The organism is Ramlibacter albus (genome assembly GCF_014297445.1).
Lineage (GTDB): Bacteria > Pseudomonadota > Gammaproteobacteria > Burkholderiales > Burkholderiaceae_C > Ramlibacter > Ramlibacter albus.
Window position 1 is genome coordinate 1,428,078 of the sequence record NZ_JACORU010000001.1, and the last position, 23,853, is coordinate 1,451,930.

Sequence of the window (23,853 nt, forward strand, 5' to 3'; positions counted from 1 at the left end):
CGACTCGTGCTATATTTCGAGGTTCGCCGGAGGGGTGCCCGAGTGGCTAAAGGGGGCAGACTGTAAATCTGTTGGCTTACGCCTACGCTGGTTCGAATCCAGCCTCCTCCACCAGATTTCCTGGTAACGGCGAAGTGAATGTTCCCAAAGCGGGAGTAGTTCAATGGCAGAACCTTAGCCTTCCAAGCTAATGACGCGGGTTCGATTCCCGTCTCCCGCTCCAAGGCAACGGTTCAGGTAAAGAATTTCGCCCTTGTGGCTCAGTGGTAGAGCACTCCCTTGGTAAGGGAGAGGTCGCGGGTCCGATTCCCGCCAAGGGCACCAGGTACTTTTTGAGCGTAGTTTCTTTCTTCGGAGAGTCGAAAAATGGCAAAGGGCAAATTCGAGCGGACCAAGCCGCACGTCAACGTCGGCACGATCGGCCACGTGGACCACGGCAAGACGACGCTGACCGCGGCGATCACCACCGTGCTGTCGACCAAGTTCGGCGGCGAAGCCAAGGCGTACGACCAGATCGACGCGGCTCCGGAAGAAAAGGCGCGCGGCATCACGATCAACACCGCGCACGTCGAGTACGAGACGGCCAACCGCCACTACGCGCACGTGGACTGCCCGGGCCACGCCGACTACGTGAAGAACATGATCACCGGCGCCGCCCAGATGGATGGCGCCATCCTGGTGGTGTCGGCCGCTGACGGCCCGATGCCCCAGACGCGCGAGCACATCCTGCTGGCCCGCCAGGTGGGCGTGCCCTACATCATCGTGTTCCTGAACAAGTGCGACATGGTCGATGACGCCGAGCTGCTGGAGCTCGTCGAGATGGAAGTGCGCGAGCTTCTGTCCAAGTACGAATTCCCCGGTGACGACACGCCCATCATCCACGGCAGCGCCAAGCTGGCCATGGAAGGCGACAAGGGCGCGCTGGGCGAGCAGGCCATCATGAAGCTGGCCGATGCGCTGGACACCTACATCCCCACCCCTGAGCGTGCCATCGACGGCGCGTTCCTGATGCCGGTGGAAGACGTGTTCTCCATCTCCGGCCGCGGCACCGTGGTGACGGGCCGTGTCGAGCGCGGCATCATCAAGGTCGGCGAGGAAATCGAGATCGTGGGCATCAAGCCGACGCTCAAGACCACCTGCACGGGCGTCGAGATGTTCCGCAAGCTGCTGGACCAGGGCCAGGCCGGCGACAACGTCGGTATCCTGCTGCGCGGGACCAAGCGCGAAGAAGTCGAGCGCGGCCAGGTGCTGTGCAAGCCCGGCTCCATCAAGCCGCACACGCACTTCACGGCCGAGGTGTACGTTCTGAGCAAGGACGAAGGCGGCCGCCACACGCCGTTCTTCAACAACTACCGCCCGCAGTTCTACTTCCGCACGACCGACGTCACCGGCTCGATCGAGCTGCCGAAGGACAAGGAAATGGTCATGCCCGGCGACAACGTGACGATCACGGTCAAGCTGATCGCCCCGATCGCCATGGAAGAAGGCCTGCGCTTCGCCATCCGTGAAGGCGGCAAGACCGTCGGCGCGGGTGTGGTTGCCAAGATCATGGAGTGAGTTAGGGAGTAGGGGTATAGCTCAATTGGCAGAGCGTCGGTCTCCAAAACCGAAGGTTGTAGGTTCGATTCCTACTGCCCCTGCCACGAGCCCGGCACCTGCCGGGCTTCAGTTCTTTAAGGAATAGCGCCAAAACATGGCCACGACTCAAGTTGAAACCGTCACGACCGGCGCCGACAAGGCCAAGGTCGGCGCTGCGATCGCCCTCGTGGTCGCGGCGCTGGCGGCGTTCTACCTGCTCTCCAAGCAGGGCCAGCTCGCGCAGTGGGGCGCGCTCATCGCGTTCCTCGTCGCGGCCGTGGCCGTGTTCTTCACGTCCGAGCCGGGCAAGCAGTTCGTGGCCTTCGGCCGCGACGCCTGGAAGGAAGTGCGCAAGGTCGTGTGGCCCACGCGCAAGGAAGCGATCCAGATGACGGCCTACGTGTTCGGCTTCGTCGTCGTCATGGCCCTGTTCCTGTGGTTCACGGACAAGACCCTTGAATGGGTCTTCTACGACCTCATCCTGGGATGGAAGAAGTAATGACCGAAGCCGACAACAACCAGGACAACCCGGAAGTGCAGGCGCCCGCCGCGCCCAAGCACCCGGACATGAAGTGGTACGTGGTGCACGCGTACTCCGGCATGGAGAAGGCGGTCGAGCGCAACATCAAGGAGCGCATCAACCGCGCGGGCATGCAGGACGTCTTCGGCGAGATCCTCGTGCCCACCGAAGAGGTCGTGGAGATCAAGAACGGCCAGAAGCGCACCTCCGAGCGCCGCTTCTACCCCGGCTACGTGCTGGTGCAGATGGTCATGAACGACGACACCTGGCACCTGGTGAAGCACACCAACAAGGTGACGGGTTTCGTGGGCGGTGCCAAGAACCGCCCGGCCCCGATCAGCGACGACGAGGTCGCCAAGATCATGGGCCAGATGGTGGAGGGCGTGGAAAAGCCGCGCCACAAGGTCGAATTCGTGGTGGGCGAGTACGTGCGCGTCAAGGACGGCCCGTTCACCGACTTCAACGGCACGGTCGAGGAAGTCAACTACGAGAAGAGCAAGGTCCGCGTGTCCGTCACGATCTTCGGTCGTGCGACGCCCGTGGAGCTCGAGTTCTCCCAGGTCGAGAAGACCTGAGAGATTTCTTTAAACCCCGGGGAGCCGAGGCGAAAGCCCGGCGTTCGTACCCGCAAGGAGAGTAAGCAATGGCGAAGAAAATCGTCGGCTTCATCAAGCTGCAAGTGCCAGCTGGTAAGGCCAACCCCAGCCCGCCGATCGGCCCCGCGCTCGGTCAACGCGGCCTGAACATCATGGAGTTCTGCAAGGCGTTCAACGCCCAGACCCAGGGCGTCGAGCCCGGTCTGCCGCTGCCGGTGGTCATCACCGCGTTCGCGGACAAGAGCTTCACGTTCATCATCAAGACGCCCCCGGCGACGGTCCTGATCAAGAAGGCCGTGAAGGTGGACAAGGGCTCGTCCAAGCCCCATACCGACAAGGTCGGCAAGATCACCCGTGCGCAGCTCGAGGAGATCGCCAAGACCAAGCTGAAGGACATGAACGCCGCCAGCGTGGACGCCGCCGTCCGCACGCTCGCCGGCTCGGCCCGCTCCATGGGCATCACGGTGGAGGGCCTGTAATCATGGCAAAGCTCACGAAGAAGCAGAAAGCCCTGCAAGGCAAGGTCGACAGCACCAAGCTGTACCCCCTGACCGACGCCCTCGGCATGGTCAAGGAAGCCGCCACCGCCAAGTTCGATGAGTCCATCGACGTGGCCGTGCAGCTGGGCATCGACCCCAAGAAGTCGGACCAGGTGGTCCGCGGCGCCGTCGTGATGCCCAACGGCACCGGCAAGACCAAGCGCGTGGCCGTGTTCGCACAGGGCGCCAAGGCCGAAGAAGCCAAGGCCGCCGGCGCCGACATCGTCGGCATGGACGACCTGGCTGCCAAGGTGAAGGCCGGCGACATGCCGTTCGACGTGGTGATCGCCGCGCCGGACGCGATGCGCGTGGTCGGCCAGCTGGGCCAGATCCTGGGTCCCCGTGGCCTGATGCCGAACCCGAAGGTCGGCACGGTCACGCCGGACGTCGCCACGGCGGTGAAGAACGCCAAGGCGGGCCAGGTGCAGTTCCGCGCCGACAAGGCCGGCATCATCCACGCCACCATCGGCCGCCGCTCGTTCGAGGCCGACAAGCTGCAAGGCAACCTGGTGGCGCTGATCGATGCCCTGAACAAGGCCAAGCCGGCTTCGAGCAAGGGTGTGTACCTGAGGAAAGTCGCGGTTTCGTCGACGATGGGCCTGGGCGTGCGCGTGGATACGCAATCGCTCGCAACCGGCACGTCTGCGGCGTAAATCGCAACCTGGTGGGCTGCCCTCGTAAGCGGGCAGGCCATCCAAGACCGTTGGCGGGGCGCGGAGCCCCTTAATACCGCAAAGCCAACGCAGATGGCGATCCCGCCGCAGATGGATTCGAAAGTTCCCTGAAGTGGTTGGTCGCTGCAATCTAGAGTGAAGGAGTAGACCTTGAGTCTGAATCGCAGTGAGAAGCAAGCGGTCATCGAAGAGGTGACCACTCTCGCCGCTAAAGCTCAAACGCTGGTGATGGCGGAATACCGCGGCATCACGGTCGCCGACATGACGAAACTGCGCAGCGCAGCGCGCAGCCAGGGCGTGGACCTGAGTGTTCTGAAGAACACGCTGGCCCGCCGGGCTGTTGCCGGCAGCAGCTTCGAAGTGGCAGGCGACCAGATGACCGGCCCGCTGATCTACGGCTTCTCCGTCGACCCCGTGGCCGCCGCGAAAGTGGTGGCCGATTTCGCGAAGACGAACGACAAGCTCGTCATCCGCGGCGGTGTGTACGGCGGCAAGGCCCTGGACGTTGCCGGCGTTAAGACGCTCGCGAACATTCCCACCAAGGAAGTTCTGCTGGCTCAGCTTTGCGGCCTGCTGCAGTCGCCCATTTCCCGCACCGCGGGCGTGCTGGCGGCTCTGGCGAAGAAAAAGGAAGAGCCGGCTGCCGCTTGAAAGCGACCCTGCTCACCACCCACTTATTTCGGAAAGTAGACAATCATGGCATTCAACAAAGACGAATTCCTGACGGCCCTCGACAGCATGTCCGTCATGGAGCTCAATGACCTGGTCAAGGCCATTGAAGAGAAGTTCGGCGTGTCCGCCGCCGCGATGGCCGCCCCGGCCGCCGGTGGCGCCGGTGGCGCTGCCGCCCCCGCCGCGGAAGAGAAGACCGAGTTCACAGTCCAGCTGCTCGAAGCCGGCGCGAACAAGGTGTCGGTCATCAAGGCCGTTCGCGAGATCACGGGCCTGGGCCTGAAGGAAGCGAAGGACCTGGTGGACGGCGCTCCGAAGCCCGTCAAGGAAGGCATTGCCAAGGCCGACGCCGAAGCTGCCAAGAAGAAGCTGGAAGACGCCGGCGCCAAGGTCGAACTCAAGTAATTCGATCTCGGTCCGAGGCTGGAGCGTCCCTTCGGGGGCCTCCAGCCTTTGGTGCTTGAAGAGCACACCAAAAAGCGACCTTTTGTCGCTTTTCGCGGCGAACGAAGTTCGACGCAAAAAGTGATCAAAAGGGCGATTTTTAGTGTCTTCTGACCCGACTGCAGAAGACTGCTTGGTTCGGGCCCCGTGCAACGCGGGGCCGTCCGCCAAGGTTGGTAGTGGCCAACCCGCCAAGAAGCCCGATCAGGGCGCGCCAGTTGTGAGACCTGACCACGGAGATCTCATGCCCTATTCCTATACCGAACGCAAGCGCATCCGCAAGAGCTTCGGCAAGCGCGACAGCGTGCTCGAAGTGCCGTACCTCCTGCAGATGCAGAAGGATGCCTACACCGCCTTCCTGCAGGCTGACAAGGCCCCGCAGAAGCGCACCATCGAAGGCCTGCAGGCCGCGTTCGACGCCGCGTTCCCCATCGTCTCCCACAACGGTTTCGTGGAGATGAAGTTCATCGAGTACAACCTGGCCAAGCCCGCGTTCGACGTGCGCGAGTGCCAGACCCGCGGCCTGACCTTCGCGTCCGCCGTGCGTGCCAAGGTGCAACTGATCATCTATGACCGCGAGTCCTCGACGCCGCAGTCCAAGGTGGTGAAGGAAGTGAAGGAGCAGGAGGTCTACATGGGCGAAGTGCCGCTCATGACCGACAAGGGCTCGTTCATCATCAACGGCACCGAGCGCGTGATCGTGTCGCAGCTGCACCGCTCGCCGGGCGTGTTCTTCGAGCACGACAAGGGCAAGACCCACAGCTCGGGCAAGCTGCTGTTCAGCGCGCGCATCATCCCCTACCGCGGCTCGTGGCTCGACTTCGAGTTCGACCCGAAGGACGTGCTGTACTTCCGCGTCGACCGCCGCCGCAAGATGCCGGTGACGATCCTGCTCAAGGCCATCGGCCTGACGCCGGAGACCATCCTCGCGAACTTCTTCGTCAACGACAACTTCCGCCTGATGGACACGGGCGCGCAGATGGAATTCGTTTCCGAGCGCATCCGAGGCGAAGTCGCGCGTTTCGACATCACCGACAAGTCCGGCAAGGTCGTGGTGGCCAAGGACAAGCGCGTCACCGCGCGCCACACGCGTGAGCTGGAGCAGTCCGGCACCACTCACATCAGCGTGCCCGAGGACTACCTCGTGGGCCGCGTCGTCGCCCGCAACATCATCGACCCCGACACGGGCGAGATCATCGCCAAGGCGAACGACGAGCTGACCGAGTCGCTGCTCAAGAAGCTGCGCGCCGCCGGCATCCAGGACATCCAGGCGATCTACACGAACGAGCTGGACCAGGGCCCGTACATCAGCCAGACGCTGCGCATCGACGAGACGGTGGACGAGTTCGCCGCGCGCGTGGCCATCTACCGCATGATGCGCCCCGGTGAGCCGCCGACGGAAGACGCCGTGCAAGCGCTGTTCCAGCGCCTGTTCTACAACCCGGACACGTACGACCTGTCGCGCGTGGGCCGCATGAAGTTCAACGCCAAGGTCGGCCGTGACGAGAGCACGGGCCCGATGGTGCTGACCAACGACGACATCCTGGCCGTCGTGAAGATCCTCGTGGACCTGCGCAACGGCCGCGGCGAAGTGGACGACATCGACCACCTCGGCAACCGCCGCGTGCGCTGCGTCGGCGAACTGGCCGAGAACCAGTACCGCACCGGCCTCGCCCGCATCGAGAAGGCCGTGAAGGAGCGTCTTGGCCAAGCCGAGCAAGAGCCGCTGATGCCGCACGACCTGATCAACTCCAAGCCGATCTCCGCGGCGCTCAAGGAGTTCTTCGGCGCGTCGCAGCTGTCGCAGTTCATGGACCAGACCAACCCGCTGTCCGAGATCACGCACAAGCGCCGCGTCTCGGCCCTCGGCCCGGGCGGCCTGACGCGCGAGCGCGCGGGCTTCGAAGTGCGCGACGTGCACGTCACGCACTACGGCCGCGTGTGCCCGATCGAAACGCCGGAAGGCCCGAACATCGGCCTGATCAACTCGCTGGCCCTGTATGCGCGCCTGAACGAGTACGGTTTCATCGAGACGCCGTACCGCCGCGTGCATGACGGCAAGGTCACGAACGAGATCGACTACCTGTCCGCCATCGAGGAAGGCAAGTACGTCATCGCGCAGGCCAACGCCACGCTCGACAAGGACGGCCGCCTCACCGGCGACCTGGTCTCCGCGCGTGAAAAGGGCGAATCCATCCTCGTCGGCGCCGAGCGCATCCAGTACATGGACGTGTCGCCCGCGCAGATCGTGTCGGTGGCCGCTTCGCTCGTGCCGTTCCTCGAGCACGACGACGCGAACCGCGCGCTGATGGGCGCCAACATGCAGCGCCAGGCGGTGCCGGTGCTGCGCCCCGAGAAGGCCTTCGTGGGCACGGGCATCGAGCGCGTCTCCGCGGTCGACTCCGGCACGGTGGTCACGGCCAACCGCGGCGGCGTGGTCGACTACGTCGACGCCACCCGCATCGTGGTGCGCGTGAATGACGAGGAAGCGGCGGCCGGCGAAGTCGGTGTCGACATCTACAACCTCATCAAGTACCAGCGTTCCAACCAGAACACCAACATCCACCAGCGCCCCATCGTGCAGCGCGGTGACCGCATCGCCAAGGGCGACGTGATCGCCGACGGCGCGTCGACGGACCTGGGCGAGCTGGCCCTCGGCCAGAACATGCTGGTGGCGTTCATGCCCTGGAACGGCTACAACTTCGAGGACTCGATCCTCATCAGCGAGCGCGTCGTCGCCGACGACCGCTACACCTCGATCCACATCGAGGAGCTGGTGGTGATGGCCCGCGACACGAAGCTGGGCCCCGAGGAAATCACGCGCGACATCCCGAACCTGTCCGAGCAGCAGCTCAACCGCCTGGACGAGTCCGGCATCATCTACGTGGGCGCCGAAGTGCAGCCCGGCGACGTGCTGGTGGGCAAGGTCACGCCGAAGGGCGAGACCACGCTGACGCCGGAAGAGAAGCTGCTGCGCGCCATCTTCGGCGAGAAGGCTTCGGACGTGAAGGACACGTCGCTGCGCGTCGACCAGGGCTCGCAGGGCACCGTCATCGACGTGCAGGTGTTCACGCGTGAAGGCATCCAGCGCGACAAGCGCGCCCAGCAGATCATCGACGACGAGCTCAAGCGCTTCCGCCTCGACCTGAACGACCAGCTGCGCATCGTGGAGGCCGACGCCTTCGACCGTATCGCCAAGCTGCTGAACGGCCGCATGGCCAACGGCGGCCCGAACAAGCTGGCCAAGGGCGCCAAGATCGACAAGGCGTACATGGACTCCGTGGAGAAGTACCACTGGTTCGATATCCGCCCGGCCGAGGACGACATCGCTTCGCAGCTCGAGTCGATCAAGAACTCGCTCGAGCAGACGCGCCACAGCTTCGACCTCGCGTTCGAAGAAAAGCGCAAGAAGCTCACGCAGGGCGACGAGCTGCCGGCGGGCGTGCTCAAGATGGTCAAGGTGTACCTGGCCGTCAAGCGCCGCCTGCAGCCCGGCGACAAGATGGCCGGCCGCCACGGCAACAAGGGTGTCGTGTCCAAGATCGTCCCGGTCGAAGACATGCCCTACATGGCCGACGGCACGCCGTGCGACATCGTGCTCAACCCGCTGGGCGTGCCTTCGCGCATGAACGTGGGCCAGGTGCTCGAAGTGCACCTGGGCTGGGCCGGCAAGGGCATCGGCCAGCGCATCGGCGACATGCTGCAGAAGCAGTCCGCCGCCGCTGAAGTGCGTTCGTTCCTCGACCAGCTGTACAACAAGTCCGGCAAGAAGGAAGCGCTCGCCGAGCTGTCCGAGAAGGACCTGTTCGAGATGGCGGGCCAGCTGGCCAAGGGCGTGCCCTTCGCCACGCCGGTGTTCGACGGCGCGTCCGAAGAGGAAATCCGCGGCATGCTGCAGATGGCCTACCCGGAAGAGATCGCCAAGGCCAAGGGCCTGACGGCGACGCGCACGCAGGCGCACCTGTACGACGGCCGCACGGGCGAGCAGTTCGAGCGCCCGGTCACCGTCGGCTACATGCACGTGCTGAAGCTGCACCACCTGGTGGACGACAAGATGCACGCGCGCTCGACCGGCCCGTACTCGCTGGTCACGCAGCAGCCCCTGGGCGGCAAGGCGCAATTCGGCGGCCAGCGTTTCGGCGAGATGGAAGTGTGGGCGCTCGAAGCCTACGGCGCTTCCTACACGCTGCAGGAAATGCTGACCGTGAAGTCCGACGACGTGCAGGGCCGCACCAAGGTGTACGAGTCCATCGTCAAGGGCGAACACGCGATCGATGCGGGCATGCCCGAGTCGTTCAACGTGCTGGTCAAGGAAATCAGGTCGCTCGGTATCGATATCGAGCTCGAGCGCACCTAAACGGGAAAGGAACGACAAGCAATGAAATCGCTACTCGACCTGTTCAAGCAGTTCACGCCGGACGAGCATTTCGATGCCATACGCATCGGCATCGCCTCGCCCGAGAAGATCCGTTCCTGGTCCTTCGGTGAAGTCAAGAAGCCGGAAACCATCAACTACCGCACGTTCAAGCCCGAGCGGGATGGTCTCTTCTGCGCCAAGATCTTCGGCCCCATCAAGGACTACGAGTGCCTGTGCGGCAAGTACAAGCGCCTGAAGCACCGCGGGGTCATCTGCGAGAAGTGCGGCGTCGAAGTCACGCAGACCAAGGTGCGCCGCGAGCGCATGGGCCACATCGACCTGGCCGCGCCCTGCGCGCACATCTGGTTCCTCAAGTCGCTGCCGTCGCGCCTGGGCCTCGTGCTCGACATGACGCTGCGCGACATCGAGCGCGTGCTGTACTTCGAAGCGTACGTGGTGACGGACCCCGGCATGACCCCGCTGAAGAAGTTCAGCATCATGTCCGAGGACGACTACGACGCCAAGCGCAAGGAATACGGCGATGAGTTCATCGCCAAGATGGGCGCCGAAGGCATCAAGGACCTGCTCGAAGGCCTGGACCTCGACATCGAGATCGAGAAGCTGCGCGGCGACTTGACCGGCAGCGAAGTCAAGGTCAAGAAGAACGCCAAGCGCCTGAAGGTCCTCGAGGCCTTCAAGAAGTCGGGCATGAAGCCCAACTGGATGGTGCTGGACGTGCTGCCCGTGCTGCCGCCGGACCTGCGTCCGCTGGTGCCGCTGGACGGTGGCCGCTTCGCGACCTCCGACCTGAACGACCTCTATCGCCGCGTCATCAACCGCAACAGCCGCCTGAAGCGCCTGCTGGAGCTGAAGGCGCCCGAGATCATCGCGCGCAACGAGAAGCGCATGCTGCAGGAGGCGGTGGACTCGCTGCTGGACAACGGCCGTCGCGGCAAGGCGATGACCGGCGCCAACAAGCGCGCCCTGAAGTCGCTGGCCGACATGATCAAGGGCAAGAGCGGCCGCTTCCGCCAGAACCTGCTGGGCAAGCGCGTCGACTACTCGGGCCGTTCGGTCATCACCGTGGGCCCGACGCTCAAGCTGCACCAGTGCGGCCTGCCGAAGCTGATGGCCCTGGAGCTGTTCAAGCCCTTCATCTTCTCGCGCCTCGAAGCGATGGGCATCGCCACGACCATCAAGGCCGCGAAGAAGGAAGTCGAAGCCGGCACGCCGGTGGTGTGGGACATCCTGGAAGAGGTGATCAAGGAGCACCCCGTCCTGCTGAACCGCGCCCCCACGCTGCACCGCCTGGGCATCCAGGCCTTCGAGCCGATCCTGATCGAAGGCAAGGCCATCCAGCTGCACCCGCTGGTTTGCGCGGCGTTCAACGCCGACTTCGACGGCGACCAGATGGCCGTGCACGTGCCGCTGTCGGTGGAAGCGCAGATGGAAGCCCGCACGCTGATGCTGGCGTCCAACAACGTGCTGTTCCCCGCCTCGGGCGAGCCCTCCATCGTGCCGTCGCAGGACGTGGTGCTGGGCCTGTACTACACGACCCGCGAGCGCGTGAACGCCAAGGGCGAAGGCATGATCTTCTCCGACGTGCCGGAAGTGCAGCGCGCGCTGGACAACAACGTGGTCGAGATCACGACCAAGATCAGCGTGCGCCTGACCGAGTGGAACCGTGACAAGACGACCGGCGAGTTCGTGCCGTCCACGTCGCTGGTCGACACCACGGTGGGCCGTGCGCTGCTGTCGGAGATCCTGCCGAAGGGCCTGCCCTTCAGCAACCTGAACAAGGCGCTGAAGAAGAAGGAAATCTCGCGCCTGATCAACACGTCCTTCCGCCGCTGCGGCCTGAAGGAAACCGTGGTGTTCGCGGACAAGCTGCTGCAGAACGGCTTCCGCCTGGCCACGCGCGCGGGCATCTCCATCGCCATCGACGACATGCTGGTGCCGAAGGAGAAGCACGCCATCATCGAGCGCAGCGAGAAGGAAGTGAAGGAGATCGAGCAGCAGTACAGCTCGGGCCTCGTCACCGCCGGCGAGCGCTACAACAAGGTGGTGGACATCTGGGGCAAGGCCGGCGACGAAGTGTCGAAGGTCATGATGGCCCAGCTCGCCAAGGAAAAGGTCACCGACCGCCACGGCAAGGAAGTGGACCAGGAGTCGTTCAACTCCATCTACATGATGGCCGACTCCGGCGCCCGCGGTTCCGCCGCGCAGATCCGCCAGCTGGCGGGCATGCGGGGCCTGATGGCCAAGCCGGACGGCTCGATCATCGAGACGCCCATCACGGCCAACTTCCGCGAAGGCCTGAACGTGCTGCAGTACTTCATCTCGACGCACGGCGCCCGTAAGGGTCTTGCCGACACGGCGCTGAAGACCGCGAACTCGGGCTACCTGACGCGCCGCCTGGTCGACGTGACGCAGGACCTCGTGGTGGTGGAAGACGACTGCGAAACGACCGAAGGCTCGCTGATGCGCGCCATCGTCGAGGGCGGTGAAGTCATCGAGTCGCTGCGTGACCGTATCCTCGGCCGCGTCGCTGCCGAGGACGTGCTGCACCCCGAGACGCGTGCGGTGATCGTCGGCGCCGGCAAGATGCTGGACGAAGACGCGCTGGACGAGATCGAGGGCGCGGGCGTCGACGAAGTGAAGGTGCGCACGGCGCTGACCTGCGCCACGCGCTACGGCCTGTGCGCCAAGTGCTACGGCCGCGACCTCGGCCGCGGCGGCATGGTCAACGTGGGTGAGGCTGTCGGCGTCATCGCCGCCCAGTCCATCGGCGAACCGGGCACGCAGCTGACGATGCGGACGTTCCACATCGGTGGTGCCGCTTCGCGCGCCGCCGTGGCGTCCAGCGTGGAAGCCAAGTCCGCGGGCCTCGTGGGCTTCAACACCACGATGCGCTACGTGACCAACAGCAAGGGCGAGCTGGTCGTCATCTCGCGTTCGGGCGAAATCGTGATCCACGACGAGCACGGCCGCGAGCGCGAGCGCCACAAGGTGCCGTACGGCGCCATCCTGGCGATCAAGGCCGACCAGCAGATCAAGGCCGGCACGGTGCTGGCCAACTGGGACCCGCTGACCCGACCCATCATCACGGAATTCGCCGGCAAGGTGAAGTTCGAGAACGTGGAAGAGGGCCTGACGGTCGCCAAGCAGGTGGACGAAGTCACCGGCCTGTCGACGCTGGTGGTGATCGACCCGAAGCGCCGCGGCTCCGCCAAGGTGGTTCGCCCGCAGGTGAAGCTGGTGGACGCGAGCGGCAACGAGGTGAAGATCCCCGGTACCGACCACTCGGTGACCATCGCCTTCCAGGTGGGCGCGCTCATCCAGGTGCGCGACGGCCAGGACGTGGGCCCCGGCGAAGTGCTGGCGCGCATCCCGGTCGAAGGCCAGAAGACGCGTGACATCACGGGTGGTCTGCCTCGCGTGGCCGAGCTCTTCGAAGCCCGTTCGCCCAAGGACAAGGGCGTGCTGGCCGAGATGACCGGCACCGTGTCGTTCGGCAAGGAGACCAAGGGCAAGATCCGCCTGCAGATCACCGACCCGGAAGGCAAGGTGTGGGAAGAGCTGGTGCCCAAGGAGAAGAACATCCTGGTGCACGAAGGCCAGGTGGTGAACAAGGGCGAAAGCGTGGTGGACGGCCCGGCCGACCCGCAGGACATCCTGCGCCTGCTGGGCATGGAAGAGCTTGCGCGCTACATCGTCGACGAAGTGCAGGACGTCTATCGCCTGCAGGGTGTGAAGATCAACGACAAGCACATCGAGGTGATCGTTCGCCAGATGCTGCGCCGTGTCGTGGTCGAGAACCCGGGCGAGAGCGGCTACATCGCCGGCGAGCAGGTCGAGCGTTCGGAGATCCTCGACACCAACGACAAGCTGCACGCCGAGAACAAGATCGCCGCCACCTACAGCAACCTGCTGCTCGGTATCACGAAGGCCTCGCTGTCGACGGACTCGTTCATCTCCGCCGCGTCGTTCCAGGAAACGACGCGCGTGCTGACCGAAGCCGCCATCATGGGCAAGCGCGACGAGCTGCGTGGCCTGAAGGAAAACGTCATCGTCGGCCGCCTGATCCCCGCGGGCACCGGCATGGCGTACCACGGTGCGCGCAAGGCGAAGGACCAGATGGACGAGGCCGAGCGCCGCGCCATCGCCGACGCCGAGGCGGCCGAGCTGGCGAGCGTGGGTGCGGAAGCCGCGCCTGCTGAGACGCCGGAGAGCCCGGCCGAATAAGCCGAGCCAGCTAGCCACTAAACTCAGGCGCCGCTCCCGAAAGGGGCGGCGCCTTTTTCTTTCCAAATGACCTCGTCGCTTCTGTTCTGGGTAGTCCTCGCCGTGCTGGCCTTCTGGGCCGTGGGCGCATACAACCGCCTCGTGCGCAAGCGATCCGAGGCGAACACGGCGTTCGGCGCGCTCGAGGCGGAGTTTGCGAAGCAAGTGGCGCTGGCGTTGCAGTGCCTGCCCGAAGAAGAAGAGGCGGGGCAATCGCAGTTCGAAGGCGGCAGTGCTTTCTGGAGCGGGTTGCGCGGCGCGGTGCTGCAGTTCAATGCCTCGCTCGCCGCAGCGAAGGCGCGGCCGCTCGACCCTGAGCGCATGGCGGCGCTCGGCGCAGCGCACGAAGTGCTGAACATGTCATGGGATCGCGCCGAGCGCGACGACGCGCACGACCTCGCCGGCCCGCGACTGCCGGAGAACATCAGCGCCGAGCGTCAACAGCTCGTGCGCCTGTCCGTCGCGGCCACGGAGCAGTTCAACAACGCTGTCGCGCAGTACAACGACGCGATCGACCAGTTCCCGGCCTCGGTACTCGCGTGGATCTTCGGCTTCCGCGCAGCTCGCGGCCTGCGGGCGCGGCCCTGAATGATCGCGCTCTGGCAGCAATTGCAGACGGCGGCCTCGGTGGTGGCTGCGGTGCGCGCAGGCGAGTCCGCCACGCCCGCGCTTGCGCGCATCGCGGGTGACGTGCGCGCGGGCGCGCAATCGCTCGCTTTCCACGCGTTGCGCAATCTCGGCCGCGCGGAGGCGCTGCGCAAGCAGCTCGCGAACCGCCCGCCGCCGCCGAAAGCGGATGCGCTGCTGTGCACGGCGATCGCACTCGCATGGGACGAAGCGAACGCGCCGTACGAGCCGTTCACGCTCGTCGACCAGGCCGTCGAAGCCGCGAAGCGCAGCCCGGAGACCAAGGCCCAGGCCAACTTCATCAACGCGTGCCTGCGCCGCCTGCTGCGCGAACGCGATGCACTCGTCGCCGCCACCGACAATGACCCTGTGGCGAAGTGGAACCACCCCAAGTGGTGGATCGCGCGGCTCAAGCAGGACCACCCGCAGCAGTGGCAGGCCATCCTCGAGGCGAACAACAGCGCCGCGCCGCTCACGCTGCGCGTGAACGCGCGCAAGAGCACGCGCGACGACTACCTCGCGCAAGTCGAAGGCACGCCGGTCGGCGAACAGGGCGTGATCCTCGCCAAGCCGAAACCCGTGCACGAAATCCCCGGTTTCGCCGAAGGCGTGGTCTCGGTCCAAGACGCCGGTGCCCAACTCGCCGGCACGCTCGTCGCCCAGCACGCCCCCAACGCCAGGCGCATCCTCGACGCCTGCGCCGCCCCCGGCGGCAAGACCGCCCACATCGCCGAACTCCTCGACTCGGAGTTGATCGCCCTCGACGTCGACCCCACCCGCTGCGAACGCATCCACGACAACCTCCGCCGCCTCGGCCTGCACGCCACCGTGCTCGCCGAAGACGCGGCCAACACGGCGAAGTGGTGGGACGGCGTGCCATTCGACGCCATCCTCCTCGACGCCCCCTGCACCGCCAGCGGCATCGTCCGCCGCCACCCCGACGTGCGCTGGCTCCGGCGCGAATCGGACATTACAAGCCTGGCCCAGCAACAACAGCGCCTGCTCACTTCACTCTGGCCCTTGCTGGCGCCGGGTGGTGCCCTCATCTACTGCACATGTTCCGTCTTCAAGGCCGAAGGAGAGGCGCAGATCCAATCGTTTCTCTCCAACAACAAAGAGGCCTTTTTGATGCCCTCGCCGGGCCATTTGCTGCCCCAAAACGGGGGCAAGCCGGGGGCCGTCCGGGACAATGGGGCAGGTGATCACGACGGGTTTTTCTACGGGGTGGTTGGGAAGCGCGGCTAGGCCGGGGCGCCTGCTTGCGGCCGCCTGCATGTTGCTGGCCTTGGCGCTGGCACCCGCTTTCGCCCAGGTGGGCGGCCCGTCCAACGCCGAGATCGTGCAGCTCAAGGCCGAACGCACCGACGAGGGCGTGCTGCTCTCCGCCACCCTGAGGATCGACCTGCCGCCGGTGGTGGAGGACGCGCTGGCCAAGGGCATCCCGATGTTTTTCGTCGCGGAGGCGACGTTGCTGCGCGACCGCTGGTACTGGTACGACAAGCACGTGGCCATGGCGCAGCGGCACATGCGCCTGAGCTACCAGCCGCTCACGCGCAAGTGGCGCCTGCAGGTCTCCAGCCAGCCGATCGGTAGCTCCGGCCTCGCTTTGGGCCAGACGTTTGAGACACGCGAAGAAGCGCTCGCAGCCATCCAACGTATCTCGCACTGGAAGGTGGCAGACCCATCCGACGTGGACCCCGACTCGCGCCACAACATCGACTTCCGCTTCCGCCTGGACGTGTCGCAGTTGCCGCGCCCCTTCCAGATCGGCGCCGTCGGCCAAGCGGACTGGAACATCAACGCCTCGCGCAACATGCGCCTCATCACCGAGCCCGCCAGGTGACCGCCATGTCCCCGGTCGTCCCCCCGTCACGCCCGCTGTTCCAGACGCAGCGCGCCGTGCGCTGGGCCGTGCTGGTGGGCGCCAGCATCATGGTCGCCATCGCGATCGTGCTGCTCTTCCTGCTGACGCAGGCCACCGGCAACCGCGAGCTGTACGAGCGCAACTACGGCCTGCTGTTCATCGTGAACATCGTGGTGGCGATCATCCTGCTGGCGGTGCTGGTGTGGATCTGCTGGCGGCTCGCTTCGAGGCTGAGAAGGGGCAAGTTCGGCACGCGCCTGCTGATCAAGCTGGCGGCCATCTTTGCGTTCGTCGGCTTCATGCCCGGCCTCTTGATCTACGTGGTGTCGTACCAATTCGTCTCGCGCTCCATCGAAAGCTGGTTCGACGTGAAGGTGGAAGGCGCGCTCGACGCCGGCCTCAACCTGGGCCGCGTGACGCTGGACACGCTCTCCAACGACTTCGCCAACAAGACTCGCGCCACCGCGGGCCAGCTGGCCGAAACCTCCGACACCACCGCACCCGTGGTGCTGGACAAGCTGCGCGAGCAGCTCTCCGCGAGCGACCTCATCCTGTGGAGCGCCAACGGGCAGGTGATCGCGGCCGCGGGCCAGAGCCGCTACCAGCTCAGCCCCGAGCGCCCGTCGCCTCAGCAACTGCGCAACGCGCGTGCGCAGCGCGTGGTCGCCTCCGTAGAAGGCCTCGACGACCCCGCCACCACGAACAATGCGCGCATCAAGGCCATCGCGCTCGTGCCGCAGCCCAGCGTGGGCCTGCTGGCCGAAACGAGGTTCCTGCAGGCCACCATCGGCATCCCGCCCACGCTGGTGGCCAACGCGTTGGCGGTGCAGGAGGCCAACCGCGAATACCAGGAGCGCGCCCTCGCACGGCAAGGCCTGCGCCGCATGTACATCGGCACGCTCACGCTCAGCCTCTTCCTCAGCGTGTTCGGCGCGGTGCTGCTGGCGGTGATATTGGGCAACCAGCTCGCCAGGCCCTTGCTGCTGCTGGCAGCCGGCGTGCGCGAAGTGGCGGCCGGCGACCTGAGCCCCAAGCCCGTTCTGCTGGGCAAGGACGAACTCGGCGGCCTGACGCGCAGCTTCGCCGACATGACGCAGCAGCTGGCCGACGCGCGCGCCGCCGTGCAAAAGAGCATCGACGAAGTGAGCGCCGCGCAGGCGCACGTGCAGACGATATTGGACAACCTCACCGCCGGGGTGATCGTGCTGGACGAGAAAGGCCGCATCGAAAGCAGCAACCCCGGCGCCACGCGCATCCTGCGCGCGCCGCTGGCCGCCAACGAGGGCCGCAAGCTGGAAGAAGTGCCGGGCCTGGAAGCCTTCGGCCACGCGGTGCAGCAGCAGTTCGACGAGTTCATGAACGAGCGCCGCCAGCATGGTGTGGACCACTGGCAGCAAAGCTTCGAGCTCAACACCGCGCTGCCCGGCGCCACGGCGGCCAACATGGTGACGCTGGTGGCGCGCGGCGCCGAGATGCCGGACAACGGGCGGCTGCTGGTGTTCGACGACATCAGCGAGATCGTCAGCGCGCAGCGCGCGCAGGCCTGGGGCGAGGTGGCGAGAAGGCTCGCGCACGAGATCAAGAACCCGCTCACCCCCATCCAGCTGAGCGCCGAGCGGCTGGAGATGAAGCTGACGGGCAAGCTGCAGGAGCCGGAGCAGGGCGTGCTGGCCAAGGCCGTGCACACCATCGTGGACCAGGTGGACGCGATGAAGCGGCTGGTGAACGAGTTCCGCGACTACGCGCGCCTGCCCGCGGCCGAGCTCAAGCCCGTGGACCTGAACGCCCTGATCAACGACGTGATGCAGCTCTACGTGCGCGAAGGCGAGGCCGCGCGCGACGGCAGCCAGGTGCCCATCCGCCTGGAGCTGGACCCCGAGTGCCCGCGCGTGCTGGGCGACGCCCAGCAGTTGCGCCAGGTCATCCACAACCTGCTGCAGAACGCGCAGGACGCCACCGAGGGCCGGCCCGCGCGCGAGGTGACGGTGCGCACGCAGTGGAACCCCACGACCAAGCGCGTGCGCCTCTCGGTGCTGGACAACGGCACGGGCTTCCCCGAGCACATATTGAAGCGGGCCTTCGAGCCCTACGTGACCACCAAGGAGAAGGGCACGGGCCTGGGGCTGGCGGTGGTGAAGAAGATCGCGGATGAGCATGGTGCCCGGGTGGACCTGAAGAACCGGGTTTCAGACGGTGTCATCCAGGGGGCGCAAGTGTCGTTATCATTCGCAGTTGCAAATTGACAACAGCGAACTAAAGCGGGCGCATGGCAAACATATTGGTGGTCGACGACGAGCTTGGCATCCGGGACCTGCTGTCCGAAATCCTGAACGACGAAGGCCACACCGTGGACCTGGCGCAGAACGCGGCGCAGGCGCGTGCCGCGCGCCAGCGCACGCGGCCGGACCTGGTGCTGCTGGATATCTGGATGCCGGACACCGACGGTGTGACGCTGCTGAAGGAGTGGAGCATCTCGGGGCAGCTGAACATGCCCGTGGTGATGATGAGCGGCCACGCCACCATCGAGACGGCGGTGGAGGCCACCAAGATCGGCGCGCACAGCTTCCTGGAAAAGCCCATCACCATGCAGAAGCTGCTGCGTGCGGTGGAAGCGGGCCTGGGCCTCACGCCACCCAACCCCACGACGCCCGCGCCCCCGCGCAAGCCCGGCATGGCCGGCGTGCCGGTGATGCAGGTGCCACCGGCCGAACTGACGGTGGAACATGCCATGACCGGCGGCCAGCAGATACCCGCGCCGGTGGAGATGGGGCCGCAGGCGCGGCAGATGTTCGAGCTGGACAAGCCGCTGCGCGATGCGCGGGATGAGTTCGAGAAGAGCTACTTCGAGTTTCACCTTGCGAAGGAGGGGGGCTCGATGACGCGCGTGGCGGAGAAGACGGGTCTTGAAAGGACCCACCTGTACCGCAAGCTCAAGCAGCTGGGGGTGGATTTGTCGCGCGGGAAGAAGACGCTGGCCGGCTGATATAATTGCCGGCTCACGGCCCGGTAGCTCAGTTGGTAGAGCAGCGGATTGAAAATCCGCGTGTCGGTGGTTCGATTCCGCCCCAGGCCACCAGATCTAGACGCCTCGGTTGCTTCGGCTTCCGGGGCGTTTTCATTCGATCGCATGCCAATTGGGACGGGACAGTGGGCTTGCCGAAAGCGGGATACGGCTCGTGCCCATGCGAAGGGAGGGCGCGGCCGGGGTGTTGCGTCGATCCCCGCTGTCGCCGCCTACGAAACGTACCTATCATCGTTAGCCGACCCGAACCCCACTCTTGTCGTCGCGACGCATCGTTTTGGGTTGCGTGCCATCCGCGTTGATTGACCTGACGCAGGTTCAGCGGACAATGCCAGCACAAATACTGTTGCACCGTAGAGATGTACCCGTCGCAAGCTTTCGCTGGCACACCTAGCGCGTTGGCTGAATCGGGGAGGAGCCGAAAATGCCAATGAGCTGGAACGAGATTCGAACGCTTGCGGTTGCGTTCAGCCGTGATTGGGCTGACGCGAAAGAGGAGCACGCAGACGCGAAAAGCTTTTGGGACGACTTGTTCCGTGTATTTGGCGTGCCACGGCGACGTGTTGCATCGTTCGAGTCGCGCGTCAAGAAGATTGACGGCAGCAGAGGCTACATCGATTTACTCTGGAAAAAGATGTTGTTGGTGGAGCACAAGTCCCGAGGCAAGGACTTGGAGATGGCCCACAAACAGGCGAAAGACTACTTCCCCGGCTTGAAGGATAGTGAATTGCCTCGGTATGTTGTCGTTTGCGACTTTGCGAGATTTCGCATCATCGATCTCGACACCGGGGATGACAATGAATTCAAGCTAGAGGACTTGCCGGACGAAATTCAGCGACTGGGGTTCATTGCTGGATACGAGAAGAGGGAGATCCGGGAACAAGATCCTGTCAACGCACAGGCCGCACTGAAGCTTGGAGCGCTCCACGATGAACTGAAAGAGATTGGCTACGAAGGCCATGAGCTGGAGGTTTACTTGGTCCGGCTCCTGTTCTGCTTGTTTGCTGACGACACCGGCATCTTTGTGCCCAGAGACATATTCCACGACTACATCTTGCAGCGCACCAGCGAAGATGGAAGTGACCTAGGTGGGCACCTGCAAGAACTCTTTCAGACGCTTAACCGACCAGTTGAGAAAAGATATCGGTCTCTTGATGAGCAACTAGCTCAGTTTCCTTATGTGAACGGCACCCTGTTTGCCGAGTCGATATCGACTGTTTCATTCACTGCCAAGCTCCGAGGCGCCTTGCTGGAGTGCTGCGATGTGAACTGGGGCCAGATTAGCCCTGCAATCTTTGGCAGCCTGTTCCAGTCCATCATGAAGAAAGACGAGCGTCGCGCGCTCGGCGCTCACTACACGAGCGAGAAGAACATTCTGAAGGCGATTGGCCCGCTGTTCCTTGACAATCTACGGGCCGAATTTGAAAGCATCAAGACACAACAGGGAAAGCTGGAGCAGTTTCATGGGAGGCTTTCAGAGCTCCGGTTCCTTGATCCCGCTTGTGGGTGCGGAAACTTCCTGGTCATCGCCTATCGGGAATTGCGCCTTCTCGAACTCGACGTAATACGGGCGCGGCACGGTCGCACGGGTCGGCACCAGCTCGCTCTAGATGCCATGGCGTCGTTTGTGAAGGTCGACGTAGATCAGTTCTACGGCATCGAAATTGAAGAGTGGCCTGCCCAGATTGCTCGCGTTGCGATGTGGCTAATCGATCACCAGATGAACGTCATGGTGAGCAAGGAGTTCGGGAACGCTTTCGTCCGTGTGCCGCTTGTTAAGAGCGCAAATATTCTTCAGGCGGACGCTTTGGAGACGGATTGGAACGACGTCCTACCTTCCGCGCGGTGCGACTTCGTGCTCGGTAATCCTCCTTTCCGCGGCGCACGGTTGATGTCGACGCAGCAAAAGGCGACTGCTGCTCTCGCACTGCATGGTGTTCCCGGTGCAAACAACCTCGACTATGTTGCAGGTTGGTATGTGAAGACTGCGCATTACTTGAGCCCGCGAGCCGAAGCTGCCCTGGTCTCGACGAACTCGATCACTCAGGGCGAGCAGGTCGGCATTCTTTGGAGCTACCTGCTGGGCCTAGGAGTGGATATCAAATTTGCGCACCGTACGTTCAAGTGGGCGAACGAGGCAGGGAAGGTCGCCGCAGTCCATTGCGTGATCATCGGCTTCAGTCGTTTTCCGCACACAAAGAAACGATTGTTCGACTACGCGTCCGTGAATGGCGAGCCGCTTGAAAAATCCGCCAGGAATATAAGCCCGTATTTGGTTGACGCCGACAACATCCTCGTGATCGACCGCACTAGCACACTCGACACGGCCACGCCCGCTATGTGCTTCGGGTCGATGGCTAACGACGGTGGCGCTCTGCTGCTCGAAGAAGCGGAGCGTAAAGAGATGCTTAGCCGCGACAGGGCCGCGGCAGCGTACATCAAGCCGTTCTTCCAAGTGGAGCAGTTCCTCTACAACGAGAAGCGGTACTGCCTCTGGCTTGTCGACGCGCCAAGTGCGGACATTACCCGGATTGCGCCGATCAAGGAGCGGGTTGGTGCCTGCAAAGCACATCGCGCGAAAAGCGAAAGACCAGCAACCCGCAAGCTAGCTGCTGCCCCCGCACTTTTTGGCGAAATTCGCCAGCCGAAAGGGCGCTATCTGCTTGTGCCGCGACACACTGGCGAAAACAGGCGCTACATCCCAATGGGATTCATGCGCCAAGACCAGATCTGCGGAGACGCTAATCTCATGGTTCCAAACGCCGGTCTCTATGAGTTCGGCGTCTTGTCCTCCCTGATGCACAACGCTTGGGTAGCCGGTATTGGAGGACGCATCAAGAGTGACTTCCGTTACTCGGCGAGCATCGTCTACAACAACTTCCCTTGGCCGGAAAACGTCACGGATGTGAGGCGCCGCGCGATCGCTGAGTGTGCGCAGGCGGTTCTTGACTGCCGCGCAGCACACAAAGGCGAAACCCTCGCGGAACTCTACGAACCGCTGAGCATGCCTGCCGATTTGCTAGCTGCGCATCGGAAGCTCGATCGGGCGGTTGATGCGGCGTATGGGAGGCGTAGCTTTGGAAGTGATGCAGAGCGTGTCGCTTTCCTGTTAGAGCAATATCGAGACAGGACGGAAGCACTCTTACGTGCGCCCCCGGTAAAGAAGACTGGCCGACGCGTAGCTGCATAATCTTGTTGTAATCCGCGCTTTGGTGGTTCGTGAGGAAGGTCCGGGCTTCACCTCATTCGCACCATCTTCTCGTCCATCGCCCGCGCCAGATCAATCCCCAGCTGCGCTCGTGAATTACCAGCGCGGCTATGTGCGTGAGCCGCCAAGTCTTACCTAGCTGGCTGCGTCCTGTCTTGGGTCGGAAGGCCTGGGTGGATTGACAACAGCTAACGTGGACGGGGCATCGGCCCCGGTTGAAACGAAGGATGTGGTGGGGCGAACACGCTTGGCACAGACGGTCTAGCCCGTTGCAGCTGCGAGTGCATGATGGCGCTGGCAATTTCTGCCTTCCGCGACTTCACGTCAAGGGCGATCCGCTCACTAATCTGCTTCATCTCCCGGCCCAGGAAGATGAACGCGCTTGGAAATACTAGTCCAGCGGTGAGGAGAGTCATGATGGCGTACCAGAGGAACGTTGCCTCTGATGTGCTCTGCCAAGCGTCCGGGGCCAATCGCGAAATCAATGTGATTGTAAAAACGGATAGGGCAGAGATCACTAGGAGACCGGTCGAGAGCCGACGGTCATACTCGTGCGAGAACAACGGGAACAGCATCGTCGCGCACTTCTTGAAACGTAACTTCCCGCCGTTGTTAACCACATACCAGGCTGCGCTGCGATCGGTGCTGTCGGCGCAGAACATATTTTTGACTTGCGTGTAGAGCTCCATGAACTGTTCGATGGAGGCGCCGCTGCTCAATCGCCTATCGTTGAGGCCAAGCTTTACTTCATCCATCATGTCTTGCGCGTTCTTCAGATAGCGCAACGACTTCAGCTCGAGGTAGGCGAGGTTGACCACGAAGGAGAGCTCAGCCATATAGGCCAGATTAAGAAATCCGGTAGCCACATTTCCTCCTGCTAAAAAAAGACCACGCACTGCGTGGTCCTTTGGGTGCCGGTACGACTGCTTAGGCCGTCGCAGCTAATTCTTTGAGAGACGTTGGGGACAAGCCCCAGAACGCCTCAAACACCTCCGTCATCTGGGCAACGTCTCCGGGACGTCCAAAGGATGCAAAAGCCTCGTGCTTTTCGCGATCCGGTTCAAACCGGAAAAAGTCAGAACCGACAGTTGTGAAGTGGAAAGGCTGGCTGACCACAAAATCATTTCCCACGCGAATGTCGATGCGATCAAGCATCTCGGGCTCGACGGTCATCCTCGAAAGAAAAATCTCCCAGTTTGGGATTGCCTTTTCCTTCTCTTGCACGATGATCTTCACACAGCTGTCTGCAGCGGTGAGAAACGACGTCATCGCGCCGATTACTTCCGGCGTAGAGTAAAGAGCGGGGTTCAGTGCCCCAGAAAAAATGTGGGCCTCACCTTGACCACGGCGAAGCATCTCCGCCACCAACACAGTGGCGTGATCAATCGAGCTATTGCTGATGATTTCGGGGTCGCGCTTTTCTGCGAGGCGGCGAACCAAGGCCCTATACGCATCCATTCATACCTCC

General features: G+C 63.7%; 17 protein-coding genes and 5 tRNA genes. 20 read left to right on the forward strand and 2 right to left on the reverse strand.

What is annotated here, in order from left to right; genetic code table 11:
• Positions 1-28: 28 nt before the first annotated feature.
• The 20 genes from H8R02_RS06670 (at position 29) to H8R02_RS06765 (ending at position 22,367) form a co-directional block, all read left to right on the forward strand.
• Positions 29-114 (forward strand) — tRNA-Tyr (locus H8R02_RS06670).
• 35 nt (positions 115-149) lie between these two features.
• Positions 150-223 (forward strand) — tRNA-Gly (locus H8R02_RS06675).
• A 26-nt stretch (positions 224-249) separates the two neighbouring features.
• Positions 250-324 (forward strand) — tRNA-Thr (locus H8R02_RS06680).
• A gap of 42 nt (positions 325-366) precedes the next feature.
• The gene (gene tuf, locus H8R02_RS06685; RefSeq protein ID WP_187079907.1) at positions 367-1,557 is read left to right on the forward strand and encodes an elongation factor Tu; all 1,191 of its coding nucleotides are present in this window, start codon (positions 367-369) and stop codon (positions 1,555-1,557) included.
• A 10-nt stretch (positions 1,558-1,567) separates the two neighbouring features.
• A tRNA-Trp gene (locus tag H8R02_RS06690) sits at positions 1,568-1,643 on the forward strand.
• Between the two features lie 50 nt (positions 1,644-1,693).
• Positions 1,694-2,077 (forward strand): preprotein translocase subunit SecE, encoded by a 384-nt coding sequence (gene secE, locus H8R02_RS06695; RefSeq protein WP_187080526.1) that lies wholly within the window; start codon positions 1,694-1,696, stop codon positions 2,075-2,077.
• On the forward strand, positions 2,077-2,673 hold the full coding sequence (nusG, locus tag H8R02_RS06700; RefSeq protein WP_187080527.1) for a transcription termination/antitermination protein NusG: 597 nt from the start codon (positions 2,077-2,079) through the stop codon (positions 2,671-2,673). Before secE ends, nusG begins: the two co-directional genes overlap by 1 nt.
• Positions 2,674-2,741: 68 nt before the next feature.
• A complete protein-coding gene (rplK, locus tag H8R02_RS06705) occupies positions 2,742-3,173 on the forward strand; it encodes a 50S ribosomal protein L11 (RefSeq protein WP_187080528.1) in 432 nt (143 codons plus the stop codon).
• Between the two features lie 2 nt (positions 3,174-3,175).
• The gene (gene rplA / locus H8R02_RS06710; protein ID WP_187080529.1) at positions 3,176-3,886 is read left to right on the forward strand and encodes a 50S ribosomal protein L1; all 711 of its coding nucleotides are present in this window, start codon (positions 3,176-3,178) and stop codon (positions 3,884-3,886) included.
• 171 nt (positions 3,887-4,057) lie between these two features.
• Positions 4,058-4,558, forward strand: coding sequence for a 50S ribosomal protein L10 (rplJ, locus tag H8R02_RS06715; protein ID WP_187080530.1), 501 nt, complete (start codon positions 4,058-4,060; stop codon positions 4,556-4,558).
• A gap of 45 nt (positions 4,559-4,603) precedes the next feature.
• Positions 4,604-4,984, forward strand: coding sequence for a 50S ribosomal protein L7/L12 (rplL, locus tag H8R02_RS06720; RefSeq protein WP_187080531.1), 381 nt, complete (start codon positions 4,604-4,606; stop codon positions 4,982-4,984).
• Positions 4,985-5,267: 283 nt separating this feature from the next.
• The gene (gene rpoB / locus H8R02_RS06725; protein ID WP_187080532.1) at positions 5,268-9,380 is read left to right on the forward strand and encodes a DNA-directed RNA polymerase subunit beta; all 4,113 of its coding nucleotides are present in this window, start codon (positions 5,268-5,270) and stop codon (positions 9,378-9,380) included.
• Positions 9,381-9,401: 21 nt separating this feature from the next.
• Positions 9,402-13,625 (forward strand): DNA-directed RNA polymerase subunit beta', encoded by a 4,224-nt coding sequence (gene rpoC / locus H8R02_RS06730; protein WP_187080533.1) that lies wholly within the window; start codon positions 9,402-9,404, stop codon positions 13,623-13,625.
• Positions 13,626-13,691: 66 nt separating this feature from the next.
• Positions 13,692-14,252 (forward strand): LemA family protein, encoded by a 561-nt coding sequence (locus H8R02_RS06735; protein ID WP_187080534.1) that lies wholly within the window; start codon positions 13,692-13,694, stop codon positions 14,250-14,252.
• Positions 14,253-15,536 (forward strand): 16S rRNA (cytosine(967)-C(5))-methyltransferase RsmB, encoded by a 1,284-nt coding sequence (gene rsmB / locus H8R02_RS06740; protein ID WP_187080535.1) that lies wholly within the window; start codon positions 14,253-14,255, stop codon positions 15,534-15,536.
• A gap of 28 nt (positions 15,537-15,564) precedes the next feature.
• Complete coding sequence (locus H8R02_RS06745; protein WP_187080536.1) at positions 15,565-16,134, forward strand: DUF4390 domain-containing protein; 570 nt, start codon at positions 15,565-15,567, stop codon at positions 16,132-16,134.
• 5 nt (positions 16,135-16,139) lie between these two features.
• Positions 16,140-18,398 carry a sensor histidine kinase gene (locus H8R02_RS06750; RefSeq protein WP_187080537.1) on the forward strand — a complete coding sequence of 753 codons (2,259 nt, stop codon included), beginning with the start codon at positions 16,140-16,142 and terminating at the stop codon, positions 18,396-18,398.
• A gap of 23 nt (positions 18,399-18,421) precedes the next feature.
• Complete coding sequence (locus H8R02_RS06755) at positions 18,422-19,138, forward strand: response regulator (protein WP_187080538.1); 717 nt, start codon at positions 18,422-18,424, stop codon at positions 19,136-19,138.
• Between the two features lie 17 nt (positions 19,139-19,155).
• Positions 19,156-19,231 (forward strand) — tRNA-Phe (locus H8R02_RS06760).
• A gap of 376 nt (positions 19,232-19,607) precedes the next feature.
• Entirely contained in the window at positions 19,608-22,367 is a 2,760-nt protein-coding gene (locus H8R02_RS06765; RefSeq protein ID WP_222622328.1) for a class I SAM-dependent DNA methyltransferase, read from the forward strand.
• A 206-nt stretch (positions 22,368-22,573) separates the two neighbouring features.
• Here the strand turns inward: H8R02_RS06765 and H8R02_RS06770 are convergent, their stop codons facing one another.
• Together H8R02_RS06770 and H8R02_RS06775 are read right to left on the reverse strand one after the other, a co-directional pair.
• Positions 22,574-23,221, reverse strand: a complete 648-nt coding sequence (locus tag H8R02_RS06770; RefSeq protein ID WP_187080540.1) for a hypothetical protein — start codon at positions 23,219-23,221, stop codon at positions 22,574-22,576.
• 91 nt (positions 23,222-23,312) lie between these two features.
• Complete coding sequence (locus H8R02_RS06775) at positions 23,313-23,843, reverse strand: DUF7931 domain-containing protein (RefSeq protein WP_187080541.1); 531 nt, start codon at positions 23,841-23,843, stop codon at positions 23,313-23,315.
• Positions 23,844-23,853: the final 10 nt, after the last annotated feature.

Bases quoted from the DNA above. Each gene is read 5' to 3' on its own strand.
- H8R02_RS06775 (WP_187080541.1), bottom strand. From the start codon at position 23,843: ATGGATGCGTATAGGGCCTTGGTTCGCCGCCTCGCAGAAAAGCGCGAC.
- H8R02_RS06745 (WP_187080536.1), top strand. From the start codon at position 15,565: ATGTTGCTGGCCTTGGCGCTGGCACCCGCTTTCGCCCAGGTGGGCGGC.
- nusG (WP_187080527.1), top strand. From the start codon at position 2,077: ATGACCGAAGCCGACAACAACCAGGACAACCCGGAAGTGCAGGCGCCC.
- rplL (WP_187080531.1), top strand. From the start codon at position 4,604: ATGGCATTCAACAAAGACGAATTCCTGACGGCCCTCGACAGCATGTCC.
- rpoB (WP_187080532.1), top strand. From the start codon at position 5,268: ATGCCCTATTCCTATACCGAACGCAAGCGCATCCGCAAGAGCTTCGGC.
- rpoC (WP_187080533.1), top strand. From the start codon at position 9,402: ATGAAATCGCTACTCGACCTGTTCAAGCAGTTCACGCCGGACGAGCAT.
- H8R02_RS06770 (WP_187080540.1), bottom strand. From the start codon at position 23,221: ATGGCTGAGCTCTCCTTCGTGGTCAACCTCGCCTACCTCGAGCTGAAG.
- H8R02_RS06750 (WP_187080537.1), top strand. From the start codon at position 16,140: ATGTCCCCGGTCGTCCCCCCGTCACGCCCGCTGTTCCAGACGCAGCGC.
- H8R02_RS06735 (WP_187080534.1), top strand. From the start codon at position 13,692: ATGACCTCGTCGCTTCTGTTCTGGGTAGTCCTCGCCGTGCTGGCCTTC.
- H8R02_RS06765 (WP_222622328.1), top strand. From the start codon at position 19,608: ATGAGCTGGAACGAGATTCGAACGCTTGCGGTTGCGTTCAGCCGTGAT.
- secE (WP_187080526.1), top strand. From the start codon at position 1,694: ATGGCCACGACTCAAGTTGAAACCGTCACGACCGGCGCCGACAAGGCC.
- rsmB (WP_187080535.1), top strand. From the start codon at position 14,253: ATGATCGCGCTCTGGCAGCAATTGCAGACGGCGGCCTCGGTGGTGGCT.
- H8R02_RS06755 (WP_187080538.1), top strand. From the start codon at position 18,422: ATGGCAAACATATTGGTGGTCGACGACGAGCTTGGCATCCGGGACCTG.
- rplA (WP_187080529.1), top strand. From the start codon at position 3,176: ATGGCAAAGCTCACGAAGAAGCAGAAAGCCCTGCAAGGCAAGGTCGAC.
- rplK (WP_187080528.1), top strand. From the start codon at position 2,742: ATGGCGAAGAAAATCGTCGGCTTCATCAAGCTGCAAGTGCCAGCTGGT.
- tuf (WP_187079907.1), top strand. From the start codon at position 367: ATGGCAAAGGGCAAATTCGAGCGGACCAAGCCGCACGTCAACGTCGGC.